At 64.5% G+C, this 12,229-nt stretch carries 13 protein-coding genes; 4 read left to right on the top strand and 9 right to left on the bottom strand.

The features are described 5' to 3' along the window. Positions 1-7 precede the first annotated feature (7 nt). From NLM15_RS36410 to NLM15_RS36370, 9 genes are all read right to left on the bottom strand, one after another. Positions 8-640 carry a hypothetical protein gene (locus tag NLM15_RS36410; RefSeq protein ID WP_254122738.1) on the bottom strand — a complete coding sequence of 211 codons (633 nt, stop codon included), beginning with the start codon at positions 638-640 and terminating at the stop codon, positions 8-10. Between the two features lie 8 nt (positions 641-648). Continuing rightward, positions 649-2,901 carry a xanthine dehydrogenase family protein molybdopterin-binding subunit gene (locus NLM15_RS36405; RefSeq protein ID WP_254122736.1) on the bottom strand — a complete coding sequence of 751 codons (2,253 nt, stop codon included), beginning with the start codon at positions 2,899-2,901 and terminating at the stop codon, positions 649-651. Between the two features lies 1 nt (position 2,902). Next, positions 2,903-3,364, bottom strand: a complete 462-nt coding sequence (locus tag NLM15_RS36400) for a (2Fe-2S)-binding protein (RefSeq protein ID WP_254122734.1) — start codon at positions 3,362-3,364, stop codon at positions 2,903-2,905. Positions 3,365-3,646: 282 nt separating this feature from the next. Further along, positions 3,647-4,099: a universal stress protein gene (locus NLM15_RS36395; protein ID WP_254122732.1), complete on the bottom strand. Its 453-nt coding sequence runs from the start codon at positions 4,097-4,099 to the stop codon at positions 3,647-3,649. A gap of 76 nt (positions 4,100-4,175) precedes the next feature. Further along, on the bottom strand, positions 4,176-4,604 hold the full coding sequence (locus NLM15_RS36390; RefSeq protein ID WP_254122730.1) for a universal stress protein: 429 nt from the start codon (positions 4,602-4,604) through the stop codon (positions 4,176-4,178). A 166-nt stretch (positions 4,605-4,770) separates the two neighbouring features. Beyond that, positions 4,771-5,499: an aspartate/glutamate racemase family protein gene (locus NLM15_RS36385; RefSeq protein ID WP_254122728.1), complete on the bottom strand. Its 729-nt coding sequence runs from the start codon at positions 5,497-5,499 to the stop codon at positions 4,771-4,773. 40 nt (positions 5,500-5,539) lie between these two features. Continuing rightward, positions 5,540-6,310: an amino acid ABC transporter ATP-binding protein gene (locus tag NLM15_RS36380; RefSeq protein WP_254122727.1), complete on the bottom strand. Its 771-nt coding sequence runs from the start codon at positions 6,308-6,310 to the stop codon at positions 5,540-5,542. Then, positions 6,307-6,969 carry an amino acid ABC transporter permease gene (locus tag NLM15_RS36375; RefSeq protein WP_254122726.1) on the bottom strand — a complete coding sequence of 221 codons (663 nt, stop codon included), beginning with the start codon at positions 6,967-6,969 and terminating at the stop codon, positions 6,307-6,309. Before NLM15_RS36375 ends, NLM15_RS36380 begins: the two co-directional genes overlap by 4 nt. Before the next feature lie 3 nt (positions 6,970-6,972). Then, positions 6,973-7,809, bottom strand: coding sequence for a transporter substrate-binding domain-containing protein (locus NLM15_RS36370; protein WP_254122725.1), 837 nt, complete (start codon positions 7,807-7,809; stop codon positions 6,973-6,975). A gap of 237 nt (positions 7,810-8,046) precedes the next feature. Here NLM15_RS36370 and NLM15_RS36365 point away from each other — a divergent pair, with 237 nt between their 5' ends. Genes NLM15_RS36365 through NLM15_RS36350 form a run of 4 tightly spaced genes read left to right on the top strand, consistent with a single transcriptional unit; the run spans position 8,047 to position 12,229 of the window. Next, a complete protein-coding gene (locus NLM15_RS36365; protein WP_254122723.1) occupies positions 8,047-8,964 on the top strand; it encodes an NAD(P)-dependent oxidoreductase in 918 nt (305 codons plus the stop codon). Between the two features lie 16 nt (positions 8,965-8,980). Beyond that, on the top strand, positions 8,981-9,334 hold the full coding sequence (locus NLM15_RS36360) for a RidA family protein (RefSeq protein WP_028160714.1): 354 nt from the start codon (positions 8,981-8,983) through the stop codon (positions 9,332-9,334). 10 nt (positions 9,335-9,344) lie between these two features. Next, positions 9,345-10,571 (top strand): pyridoxal phosphate-dependent aminotransferase, encoded by a 1,227-nt coding sequence (locus tag NLM15_RS36355; RefSeq protein WP_254122722.1) that lies wholly within the window; start codon positions 9,345-9,347, stop codon positions 10,569-10,571. Further along, the gene (locus tag NLM15_RS36350) at positions 10,568-12,229 is read left to right on the top strand and encodes a thiamine pyrophosphate-binding protein (RefSeq protein WP_254122720.1); all 1,662 of its coding nucleotides are present in this window, start codon (positions 10,568-10,570) and stop codon (positions 12,227-12,229) included. The genes NLM15_RS36355 and NLM15_RS36350 overlap by 4 nt, the downstream gene beginning before the upstream one ends.

Below are 12,229 nucleotides of genomic sequence, written 5' to 3'. Positions count from 1 at the left end.
CCTGCTGTCAGTTCGGACAGGGTTGGCCGGCAGCGCCCCACATTGCCATGTCCTTGACGTGATCCTCGAAGGTGCCCGGTGGCGTCGTGCGGCCGGCTCCGGGTGCCCATCCGCGCGGGATGAAGCCGTTCAACGATGCGTCATGCCGCAAATGCGCCAGGAGACCAACGGCGTCGCGACCGCCATTGCGCTTGGGATCCTTCATCTGCGCACAGATCTCGGCGCCGCTCTTGCCGAACCAGATGAACTCGACCGGGGCGAGCTGCCAGTCGATGCCGGCGCGCGGCGGCGATGGTGCCGGATCGTTCGCCTGCGTCGAGGTCATGTGACAGGTCGAGCAGGCAATCTTCTCGGCCCCGATGCGGCTGTCACCACCGTGGACGTTCATGCCATGCACGCGCGGCCTGGTTTCGCCCGCCGGCGTCCAAATCGGGATCGCCCTGGCGTCGACATGGCAGTTGGCGCAGCGCGGATGCGTCACCACGGCTTCGATCCGCTTCCACGCCTCCAGCCCCTCGGCGCGGCTGACGCTACCCGGGGGCAGCGCATCCCTGGTGGTCTCGTCCTTGGCCGCGACAAGTCCGGTGAGGCCCGCAATCGCGGAAGCGGCGAGGGCGAGCGCGATCAGAGATCTCTTCATGGCCCGCCTCACACGAAATCGATGAACTTGTTGAAGGGCATTTCGCGGATGCGCTGCCCGGTCGCCGCGAAGATCGCATTCGCAAGTGCGGGCGCGGCCGGCGGAACGGGCGGCTCTCCAACACCTCTCACCTTGGGGTCGTTCTCAAGCCCGCGCACTTCGATGACGGGACATTGGTAGATCCGCATCGCTTCGTGGTGATTGTAATTGGTCTGTTGCACCGCGCCCTTGGCGTAAGTGAGCTCGCAGTTGATGGCGTGGCCGAGCCCCCAGATGACGCCGCCCTGAACCTGGTTCTCGAAGTTGACGGGATCGACGACCTTGCCGACATCGACCGCGATCCAGACCTTGTCGATCCTGATGCCGCGCTCCGTCTTCGTGACCTCGACGACCTCGGCTGTCGGTGTGCCGAAGGACTCAACGAACGCCACGCCGCGGCCCCTGCCGTTGCCGAGCGGTCCGTTCCAGTCCGACATCTCCGCGACGGTCTCCAGCACCTTGCGGTAGGTTGGCACGGTGCACATCGCGATGCGGGCCTTCATGGGATCGAGGCCCGCCGCATGGATCAGCTCGTCGATGAAGCTCTCGGTGAAGAAACCCGATGTCGAGGCGCCGACCGACCGCCAAGTCGTGCTCGGCGATAATCCTTGCGCCTCGTAGCTCGTCGCCCGGAAATTGGGGATGTCGTAGTAGACGTTCCACAGGCCGGCGGCCAATTGCCCGTCGGGATCCTTCGAGGGGGTGCCCGAACGCTCGAGCAGCCCCTTGAGCGGGGCAGTCGAAGCCAGTTGCAGATCGGCTGCGACGATCTTGCCCTTGTCGATGCTGCCGCGATGCCGGGCGATCGCAATCTGCCGCGGAATGTCCTGGAGGAAATCCTCCTCGCGCGAGAACACCAGCTTGATCGGTGTTCCCTTCATCTGGTTTGCGATCTCGGCGAGAACGCGGACGTTCTCGTACTCGAGACGGTGACCAAAACTTCCACCAGCCCACTGATTGTGGAAGGTGACCTGTTCCGGCGCAAGGCCGATTGCGGTCGCCGCGACGGACTGCACGAAGCGGGGGCTCTGATGGCTGACCCAGATCTCCATCCCCTTGTCGGTGACGAGGCCGATGCCGTTCAGCGGCTCGAGCGGCTGATGCGCCACGTAGGGTGCGCGATACTCGGCCTCGACGAGTTTGCCGGTCTTCAGGCCAGCTTCGATATCGCCGATCTTCCGCCACTCCTTGCCGAGAAATTCCGGCTTGAACGAGGATTCCAGAACCTTCCAATGGTCGGCCTGCTCGGCAGGATACACCGAGGGCGCCCATTCGCATATGATGGCGTCGGCCGCCTTGATCGCGTACCAGCTGTTCGTCGCGATCACCGCGACGCCGTTCTTGATTTCGAGGATCTTCTTGACCCCCGGCATCGCCTGCGCCTTGCTCGCGTCGTACGATTTCAGCGGCTGCCCCTTGTTGGGGTTCAGCTTGACGGAGGCGTAGAGCATGCCGTCCATCTTCATATCGATGCCGAATTTCAGCTCGCCCATGACCTTGGCGCGAACGTCGAGCCGCGTCATCGGCTTGCCCAGCATGCGCCATTTCGACGGGTCGCGCGGCTTCGCGTCGAGCACCGGCGGAATCCTTGAAGCTTCCGCCGCAAGCTCGACATAGGCAATTTTCTTCCCGTCGGGCAGGATCACATGGCCGGATTGGGTGCGGAGGTCGGTCACAGCAACGCCCGATCGTTTGGCGGCGGCCGCCTTCAGCGTCTCGCGCGCGACTGCGCCGGCAACGCGAAGCTTTTCATAGGTGTCGGGGATCGTGCTCGACCCGCCCGTCATTTGCAGGCCGGCCTTCCTCAGCCATTCGAGCGTGGCGGCGCGCGCTTCCTCGGCGGCCGGACTCTGGTCCGCGGCCACGAACGGCGCGAACTCGTCTGCGAAGCCGGTGTTGAAGTAGGCGGGGCTCGGCCCTGCGAAGCGGATCTCGAACTGGCCGGGATCGAGGTCCATCTCTTCGGCGATCATGATCGGCTGCACCGAGCCGACGCCCTGGCCGATATCGGCGTGCTGCGCGATGAGCGTGATTTTTTCGGGACTGATCTCGACCCAGGGATTGAAGGTCACGGCGTCAGGCCCAAGTCCGACGGCCAGAGGATTGTCGCTGGCCGTCGCGGCTTGCGCGGCATCGCCAAAGGCGCCGAATGCGATGCCGCCGGCGATGGCGGCGGAGCCGAAAACGAAAGCGCGGCGGGACAGCCTTTGGATCTCGCCCATTTCACTTCTCCGCCATCTTTGCAGCGGCCGCATGGATCGCGGTGCGGATGCGGGGATAGGTCCCGCAGCGGCAGAGATTACCCGACATCACCTCGTTGATGTCCTCGTCCGTCGGCTTCTCGATCAATCCAAGCAGCGAAATGGCCTGCATGATCTGGCCGGTCTGGCAGTAGCCGCACTGCGGGACCTGATGTTCGATCCAGGCCTGGAGCACCGGGTGCTGGTCTCGATTGTCCAGCCCTTCGAGCGTGACGACGGCCCTGCCGGCGAGATCACCGATGCGCGCCTGACAGGATCGCACCGCCGCTCCGTCGATCTGCACGGTGCAGGCGCCGCATTGCGCGACCCCGCACCCGTATTTCGGACTGGTGATACCGAGCTCGTCGCGGAGCACCCAGAGCAGGGGCATCTCGGGTACAACGTCGACCTCGCGCTTGATCCCATTGACCGTGAGCTCGATCATATCGGTATCCTTTCGCGCGTCCTTGCGGGACGTGAGGTCGAACAAGCACGCTCCAGCGAGCGTCGTCGAACTTTTAGCCGGCAAGTTCAGCGTGCCGCTCAACCGCCGATGCTGTCAAACGTCGCGCCCGCGGCATTTGCAAATTCGCACGAAGACCATGGTGTGGGTTTTTGCCGCGCCTTCAGAGCGATCGGTGTCGCTCGAGGCTATCGGCTTGAAGCAGGGTCGACCTCGCTACCGTCGTGCCTGCGTGTCAGGCAGCAACGTCGGTGTTTCCCGGGATCAGTGGACGACCAGCACCGGCACGCTTCCGTCCGCCAGGACCTCCGATGTTTGACTCCCGAGGAATAACTTCTTGAGACCCCGACGCCCATGTGAGCCCATGACGATCAAGTCGCAACCTGCGGACTTTGCCGTTGCGATAATCGTGGTGGCCGGGTGCGCGTTTGGAACATGCAAGAGCTCTGCTGATATTCCGGCCTGCTCCGCCATGGCGCGCGCTTCACCGAGGAATTTGTCCGCACGCTGTTTGGAGGCCGCGTCGAAGGCATCAATTTCCCGCTGGGAGGGTATCCAGCCTGAGGCATGTCCGCTTCCGTAGTCGATCGGCAGCGGTTCCGTTACGGCGATGACCGTCACTTTGGCCTTCAGTGCCTTGGCCAATGCAATTCCATGCTCGAGGCCGTGCCGCGCGACATCCGATCCATCCGTGCTCAAGAGAATATGGGCGTACATTTGCGAGCTCCCTTTCTCGACGACAAGGTCTCTATTTCGCGGTGCGCTGATTTGGCCTCAACGCGGGCCTGGATGTTCATGGACAGACCAGCACGGGTATCTTCGCGTGCGTCAGCACCTTGCTCGTCACGCTACCGATGAGAAGCGCGGCAACTCCGCTGCGCCCGTGCGACGACATGACGATGAGATCGCATCCCTTGTCCGCGGCTGCAGCGATGATGGCTTGATGGGGCTGCCCGCTCTCCACTTGAAGCGTCTGGCACGAGACTCCGGCCGTCCTGGCGGCATTTGCCGTACTATCGAGCACGCTCGTGGCCTGCTGCTTGCGGAACTCGACATAGGCTACGACGGCCTCAAGGAACCGGCTCGACACTTCAGAGAATGGTTCCACAACGAAGATGATGGTTGCCGTGGCTCCAAGGGATTTCGCCAGCGCCAACCCCTGCGCTACTCCACGCTCTGCTAGCTCAGACCCGTCTGTCGGAATGAGAATATGCCGGTACATGCTTTACCTCCCGATTGTCTGGACGTATCGCTGCCTTGCATAGGTAAGCTGGGCTCGCCTTTCGGATGTAGTCTTGAGATAAATCAATCTACACAGATGTAGGCAGTCGGCCCAGCCTGGACCTTCAACAAGTTCCGTACCACGCGGGTCTGGACCGAGGTCGTGCTCAGCTCAGGAACGGCACCGGATGGGCCGCGCGATAGAAGAAGTTGATCAGGGTGTTGATGTCGAACACCGGCAGGTTCGAGACCTCGGCGACGTCTTTCGAGAACGGGCACATGTTGGTGCACTCGAACAGGATCGCGCCGGGATTTTTGCATGAAGCCATGAAGGCTTCCGTCATCTCGATCATCTCCGCGCGCAGCACGTCGGTGTCCAGTTCCTCGCGTCCGAGGATGTAGGTCGCCGGGAATTGCGCATCGGGCTTCATGCCCTGGACCTGGACGGGGATGTCGTCCTGCGACCAGCCGACGCCGCGGAAATGGCCGTCATTCATGTGATGGCCGCGCTCGGTGAAGACGCCGATGACCTTGCCCGGCGGCAGCATGGCGTGGATCAGCGGGGCCTGGATCAGGCTCGAGGTGAAGACCGGGATGTTCACCGCAGCGGCGAGCTGCTTCTGGAATGGGGCGAGGAAACCGCAACTCGTCGTGATCGCCTTGACGCCCTCGGACTCCAGCTCGCGCGCTGCCGCGATGAACGGATCGAGCAGGGCCGGGTCGGGGTGATCGCCCATGATCTTGGTTGCGTGCGCGCCGCGCACGATCTTGTAGCGTACGGGAAAATCATAGGAGAGCGCATTGCCGATGTCGCCGCGCGGACGCGGAAACTTCGTGTCGAGCATCAGGATGCCGATCGTCTCGCCGTAGTTCGTGAAGCCGCCACGGAGTTTCATCAGGTCTCTCTACCGCTTCGGGATGGTCGTGGCCGGCAGTTTAGTGCGTCTCGTGGAACCGGCTCAAGAACGCCTTCAGCCGCTCGCTGCGTGGCTGGCGGATGGTTTCTTCCGGTGTGCCGATCTCGGCCATGATGCCGTCGTTCATGAAGCCGACGCGGGTGGAGACGTCGGCGGCGAAGGCCATCTCGTGCGTGACCAGCACCATGGTCATGCCTTCGGCAGCCAGGCTGCGGATCACGGAGAGCACCTCGCCGACGAGCTCGGGGTCAAGCGCGGAAGTCGGCTCGTCGAACAACATCACGTCGGGCTTCATCGCGAGCGCACGGGCGATGGCGACGCGCTGTTTCTGGCCGCCGGACAGGCGGCTCGGAAACGCGTCGGCCTTGTCGGCGAGGCCGACTTTTGCGAGCAGGTCGCGGCCGAGTTCGTTCGCTTCTGCCTGCGCCATGCCCTTCACCTGCACCGGGCCCTCGGTGACGTTGGCGAGCACCGACATGTGCGGGAACAGATTAAAATGCTGGAACACCATGCCGACGCTGCGGCGGAGCAGTGCGAGCTGCGCATCGCTCGCGGCGCGCATGCCCTTGCCGAAGGCGAATGTGTGCGTGCCGATCGCGAGCTCGCCCTGCTGCGGCATTTCGAGCAGGTTCAGGCAGCGCAGGAAGGTCGACTTGCCGGAGCCGGAGGCGCCGATCAGAGTGACGACCTCGCCGCGCGCGACCGAGAGCGAGACGCCCTTGAGCACCTCGTGGTCGCCGAATGCCTTGTGGATGTTGCTCGCGACCAGCGTCGCGCCGTTCGTGGTCATCGATGCGCTCCCATCTTCAGCTCGACCCGGTCCGCGACCAGCGTCAGCGGGAACAGCACGACGAAATAGAGCACGGCGATCGTGGTGTAGACTTCGAGCGGCTTGTAGCTCGACGCGGTGATGACCGTGCCCTGGTAGAGCAGGTCGCCGACCGCGACCACCGACACCAGCGAGGTGTTCTTCAGCTGCATGATGGTCTGGTTGATGAAGGAGGGGATCATCACCTGGGTCGCCTGCGGCAGTACGATGCGGCGGAAGATCTTGCCGCGGCGCATGCCGATGGCGCGGCCGGCTTCCCACTGGCCGGTGTCAACGGCCTCGATGCCGCCGCGGAAGATTTCCGCATAGAACGAGCCGGCGTAGAGCGACAGCGCGATGAAGCAGGCCATCGCCGGCGACATGTCGACGCCGATCAGGACGGGCAGGGCGTAATAGACCCAGATCAGCTGCACTAGCAGCGGCGTGCAGCGGAACACCTCGATATAAAGACGCAGCGGCACCGTGACCCAGCGCGGTGCCGTCGTCCTGAGGATGCCGACGAACAGTCCGATCACGAGACCCGCGACGACCGTGGTCACCGTGTAGAACAGTGTGACCAGGAGCCCTTGCCAGATCAGGCCCCAATACGGCTTCAGCGCCGCGAAGTCCCAGACGTACATCGATCAGAACTGCACTTCGCTCGGGAGGTCGTCGGCAGTGAGGCCGACCGCTTCGAAACCCTTCAGCATCCATTCGCGGGTCTGGCCCATCGAGCGGTTGTAGTCGGCCCAGGCGCTGAGGAAGTCCTTGTAGCGGCGATCGCTCTCGGCGCGGATGCCCATATTGGTCGGCAGCGTCAGCAGCGGGCGCGGGATCGCGAGATCGCCGAGGTTCGGATTCTTCTTCAGCGTCGAGACCGAGAGCACCGCCAGCGAGACGTTGCAGTCGGCGCGTCCGGTCGCGACCGCCAGGATCGCCTCGTCGCGGTTCTTGAAGCCGAGGATGGTCGCCTTCGGGCAATAGCGGCGCGCGATCGTCTCGTGGGTCGAGCCGATGTCGACAGCGATCTTGACCTCGGGCTTGTTGAGCTCGGCCCAGGTCTGCGGCTTGGCGAAGCCCTTCTTGGTGATGACGGTGAAGGAGTGCACCAGGATCGGCGTCGAGAAGTCGATCACCAGCGCGCGCTCCGGCGTGGGGTTCACGGCGAAGGCGAGGTCGACCTTGTCGGCCTGGAGGTCGAGGATTTGGTTGCCCCAGGTCGATTCCAGCGTCTCGAGCTTGGCGCCGAGCTTGCCGGCGATGTCCTTGGCCATCTCGATGCAGGCGCCCGACCATTCGTTGGTGGCGAGGTCCTTATGGAAGTAGGGCTCCTGTCCGACGATGACGGCGACGCGGAGCACGCCATTCTTCTTGATGCGGTCGAGCGTGGAGGCCGGCGCGTCGGCCTTGGCCGAGCTGCTCACGGCGGCAATCGCTGCGCCCGCGAGCGCGACTTTGGTGAGAGCGTCCCTGCGATTCATGGTCTCTGTCTCCCTGGAATTTGGGTCGGATCGTCTCCGGCCGCTGGACTATTTCTGTATTCAGGATAAAATGCAATACGGTATTTCGATTTGCTGGCCATTTGGGCGGCAAGGCAGAAATCAGCCCAATATCTTGGCAGGATTGCGCAAAATTGCTGATAGCCAGGGATTGCAAATCGCATTCAAGTCTGAATACAAGACTGAACGCAATATGGAAGTAAGCTGAAGGAGAGGCCTGTGCGCGCCCTATTCGTCGATGCGAACGACACCCTGGCGGCGGTGACCGACAAGCTGCTGGCCGCGCAGAACCTGCCGGTCAGCATCAACCGCAATCCCTCGATCAAGCCTGACGATCTGCCCGGCCTGCTCGGCGATGCCGAGATCATGATCGTCGACCACACCGCGCTGCCGACCGCGGTTGCCGGGAAGTGCGCGAAGCTGAAGCATGTCGTCTTCCTCGGCACCGGCGCGCGCAGCTACATGAATCCGGAAGAGCTTGGCGAGCACGGCATCTCCGTCCACACCATCAAGGGTTATGGCGACACCGCCGTTGCCGAATGCGCGATCGCGCTCATGTGGGCCTCCGCGCGAAACTTCGGCGAGATGGACCGCGGCATGCGCGAGGGCAACTGGCTGCGTCGTGACGCGATGCAGCTCACCGGCAAGACGCTCGGCCTGATCGGCTTCGGCGGCATTGCCGCGGAAGCCGCGCGCATGGCGGCGGGCTGCGGCATGAAGGTGATCGCCTGGAACAGGACGCCGAAGTCGCATCCGGGCGTCGAGTTCGTGTCGCTGGAGAAGCTGCTGGCCGAGAGCCATGTCATCTCGCTGCATCTTCTGCTCAACGACGAGACCAAGGGTTTTCTGTCGCGCGAGCGCATCGCCCAGATGCGTCCCGGCAGCATTCTGATCAACACCGCGCGGGGCGCGGTCGTCGACGAGGACGCGATGCTCGATGCGCTCCGTGCGGGCCACATCGCCCACGCCGGCCTCGACGTCTTCACCATCGAGCCGCTGCCCGCAGGTCATCCCGTGACAAAGCTGCCGAATGTGACGCTGTCGGCGCATTCGGCGTTCCGCACGCCCGAGGCGAGCGACAACCTCATTGGCGCGGCGCTCGATCACTGCCGCCGCATCGTCGCCACCGGCAAGTAAGGAATAAGGACATCCCATGTCGGATATCACCCGCATCGACCAGAACGCCCGCCGCAGCCGCGCCTCCGTGTTTGGCGATCTCGTCTTCCTCGCAGGGCAAGTCGCGGACACCAAGACCGCCGACATCACCCAGCAGACAAAAGAGGCCTTGGCCAAGGTCGATGACATGCTGGCGCGCGCCGGCACCGACAAGTCGCGCCTGCTCAGCGTGCAGGTCTGGCTCAAGACCATGGACGACTTCGACGCCATGAACGCGGTCTATGATGCCTGGGTCGTGCCCGGCAATACGCCGACCCGCGCCTGTGGCAAGGTCGAGCTCGCCGATCCCGCCTTCCGCATCGAAGTGATCGCGATCGCCGCGCGCAGTTGAGGGCTCTGCCGTGACTGTCAGGGCACCCGCATCGACCTTCCGTCCCGCGCAGCGCATCAGCGCGATCGGCGTCTCCGAGATCCTCAAGATCGGTGCGGTCGCGCAGCGGCTGAAGCGCGAGGGGCGGCCGGTGATCGTGCTGGGCGCCGGCGAGCCTGACTTCGACACGCCAGATCATGCCAAGGACGCCGCCGAGCGCGCCATCCGCGCTGGGCAGACCAAATACACCATTCTCGACGGTTCGATGGAATTGAAGGCGGCCATCGCCGAGAAATTCCGCCGCGAGAACGATCTCGTCTATGCCGCGGACGAAATCACCGCCGGCGCTGGCGCCAAGCAGGTGATCCACAACGCCTTCATGGCGACCTTGAGCCCCGGTGACGAGGTGATCCTCGCAGCACCTTACTGGACCAGCTATGCCGACATGGTGCGCATCGCCGACGGCACGCCGGTCGACGTGCTCTGCCGCGAGGACAATGGCTTTCGTCTGGACGCCGCCGACCTCGAACGCGCGATCACACCCAGGACGCGCTGGCTGCTGCTGAACTCGCCGTCCAATCCGACCGGCGCTGCCTATTCGGCGGCGCAGCTGCGACCAATCCTGGACGTGCTCAAGCGGCATCCGCATGTCTGGCTGATGGCCGACGACATCTATGAGCACCTGACCTATGACGGCATGCCGTTCGTCACGGCGGCGGCGCTCGAGCCGAGCCTGAAATCGCGCACGCTGACGGTCAACGGCGTCTCCAAGGCCTATGCCATGACCGGCTGGCGCGTCGGCTATGGCGGCGGCCCGCGCGAGCTGATCGCGGCGATGGCGGTGGTGCAAAGCCAGAGCACGACCAACCCGTCCTCGGTGAGCCAGGCCGCCGCGATTGCCGCGCTGACCGGGCCGCAGGATGTGCTGATCGAGCGCCGAGCCGCGTTCCAGCGCCGCCGCGACATCGTGGTCGATGCGCTCAACGCCATCGACGGCGTCACCTGCCGCCGGCCGGAAGGCGCGTTCTACACCTATGCCAGCTGTGCCGGCCTGATCGGCCGCCGCACGCCAGATGGGACCATCATCGACAGCGATGCTGCGTTCTGCCGCTATCTGCTGGAGAGGCATGACGTGGCCGTGGTGCCGGGCAGCTGTTTCGGCCTTGCACCTTATTTCCGGCTGTCCTACGCCACCTCGGAACAAAACTTGCGCGAGGCCATGATGCGCATCGCCAAAGCCTGCAGGGAGCTGTCATGACCATTCGCAACACCCGCACCGGGGGCCAGATCCTGATCGACCAGCTGGTCGCTCAAGGCGTCGACCGCGTCACCTGCGTGCCGGGCGAGAGCTACCTCGCGGCGCTCGACGCGCTGCATGACAGCCCGATCGACGTCGTGATCTGCCGCGCCGAGGGCGGCGCCGCGATGATGGCGGAGGCCTATGGCAAGCTTACCGGCCGCCCCGGAATCTGCTTCGTCACCCGCGGCCCCGGCGCCACCAATGCCAGCCATGGCGTCCACATCGCGATGCAGGACTCCACCCCGATGATCCTGTTCGTCGGCCAGGTCGATACCGGCATGCGCGAGCGCGAGGCGTTCCAGGAGCTCGACTACAAGGCGGTGTTCGGCACCATGGCGAAATGGGCCGTCGAGATCGACCGTCCCGACCGCATTCCGGAGCTGGTCGCGCGTGCCTTCCGCGTCGCGATGCAGGGCCGTCCGGGCCCCGTGGTGATCTCGCTGCCGGAGAACATGCTGACCGAGACCGCCGCCGTTGCGGACGCCATGCGTATCGAGCCGGCGGTGAGCTGGCCGGCGCCGTCAGATATCGAGCGCGTCGGCGCGATGCTCGCGAGCGCCAAGGCGCCGCTCGTCATCCTCGGCGGCTCGCGCTGGAGCGATGAAGCCACCAAGAGCATCGCGCGTTTCGCCGAGCGCTTCGACCTGCCGGTCGCGACCTCGTTCCGCCGGGCGTCGCTGATCGACGCCGACCATTCGCATTATGCCGGCGATCTCGGCATCGGGCCGAGCCCGGGCTTGAAGGCGCGCATCGATAACGCCGACGTCATTCTGCTCATCGGCGGCCGCATGTCGGAGATGCCGTCGTCGTCCTACACGCTGCTCGACATTCCGACCCCGCAGCAGAAGCTGATCCACGTGCATCCGGGCTCCGAGGAGCTCGGCCGCGTCTATCAGCCGGCGCTGGCGATCCAGGCGACGCCCGCCGCGTTCGCCGCCGCCGTCGAGACACTGAAGCCCGCCGGCACCGTTGCCTGGAAGGGCGAGGCCGCCAAGGCGCATGCCGATTATCTCGCCTGGACCGACAAGGCGCGCGAGCTGCCGGGCGCGTTCCAGTACGGCCAAGTCATGACCTGGCTGCGCGACCGCCTGCCGAAGGACGCGATCGTCTGCAACGGCGCCGGCAACTATGCCGGCTGGATTCATCGTCATCACCGCTTCCACAGCTTTGCGGCCCAGCTCGCACCGACCTCGGGTTCGATGGGCTATGGCGTACCGGCCGCAGTGCTGGCCAAGCGGCAGTTTCCGGATCGTGTCGTCGTCGCGTTTGCCGGTGACGGCTGCTTCCTGATGAACGGCCAGGAATTCGCGACGGCCGTGCAATACGACGCTCCGCTGGTGGTCATCGTCGTCGACAATTCGCAGTACGGCACCATCCGCATGCACCAGGAGCGCGACTATCCCGGTCGCGTCGTCGGTACCCAGCTCAAGAACCCTGATTTCGCGATGTACGCGAAGGCGTTCGGCGGCCATGGCGAGCGCGTCGAGCGCACTGAGGAGTTCGCGCCGGCTTTCGAGCGCGCACTGGCCTCGGGCAAGCCGTCGATCCTTCACTGCATCATCGATCCGCGCGCGATCTCGGTCGGCAAGGATTTCACGCCGGCGGGCAAGGCGTAG

This window comes from Bradyrhizobium sp. CCGB20 (assembly GCF_024199855.1).
Taxonomy (GTDB): Bacteria; Pseudomonadota; Alphaproteobacteria; order Rhizobiales; family Xanthobacteraceae; genus Bradyrhizobium.
Note: the sequence above shows the minus strand (reverse complement) of the source record. Positions and strands in the feature narration are given on the sequence as shown.

Coding starts and splice junctions, on each gene's coding strand:
- NLM15_RS36410 (WP_254122738.1), bottom strand. CDS start 640: ATGAAGAGATCTCTGATCGCGCTCGCCCTCGCCGCTTCCGCGATTGCG.
- NLM15_RS36405 (WP_254122736.1), bottom strand. CDS start 2,901: ATGGGCGAGATCCAAAGGCTGTCCCGCCGCGCTTTCGTTTTCGGCTCC.
- NLM15_RS36400 (WP_254122734.1), bottom strand. CDS start 3,364: ATGATCGAGCTCACGGTCAATGGGATCAAGCGCGAGGTCGACGTTGTA.
- NLM15_RS36395 (WP_254122732.1), bottom strand. CDS start 4,099: ATGTACGCCCATATTCTCTTGAGCACGGATGGATCGGATGTCGCGCGG.
- NLM15_RS36390 (WP_254122730.1), bottom strand. CDS start 4,604: ATGTACCGGCATATTCTCATTCCGACAGACGGGTCTGAGCTAGCAGAG.
- NLM15_RS36385 (WP_254122728.1), bottom strand. CDS start 5,499: ATGAAACTCCGTGGCGGCTTCACGAACTACGGCGAGACGATCGGCATC.
- NLM15_RS36380 (WP_254122727.1), bottom strand. CDS start 6,310: ATGACCACGAACGGCGCGACGCTGGTCGCGAGCAACATCCACAAGGCA.
- NLM15_RS36375 (WP_254122726.1), bottom strand. CDS start 6,969: ATGTACGTCTGGGACTTCGCGGCGCTGAAGCCGTATTGGGGCCTGATC.
- NLM15_RS36370 (WP_254122725.1), bottom strand. CDS start 7,809: ATGAATCGCAGGGACGCTCTCACCAAAGTCGCGCTCGCGGGCGCAGCG.
- NLM15_RS36360 (WP_028160714.1), top strand. CDS start 8,981: ATGTCGGATATCACCCGCATCGACCAGAACGCCCGCCGCAGCCGCGCC.
- NLM15_RS36350 (WP_254122720.1), top strand. CDS start 10,568: ATGACCATTCGCAACACCCGCACCGGGGGCCAGATCCTGATCGACCAG.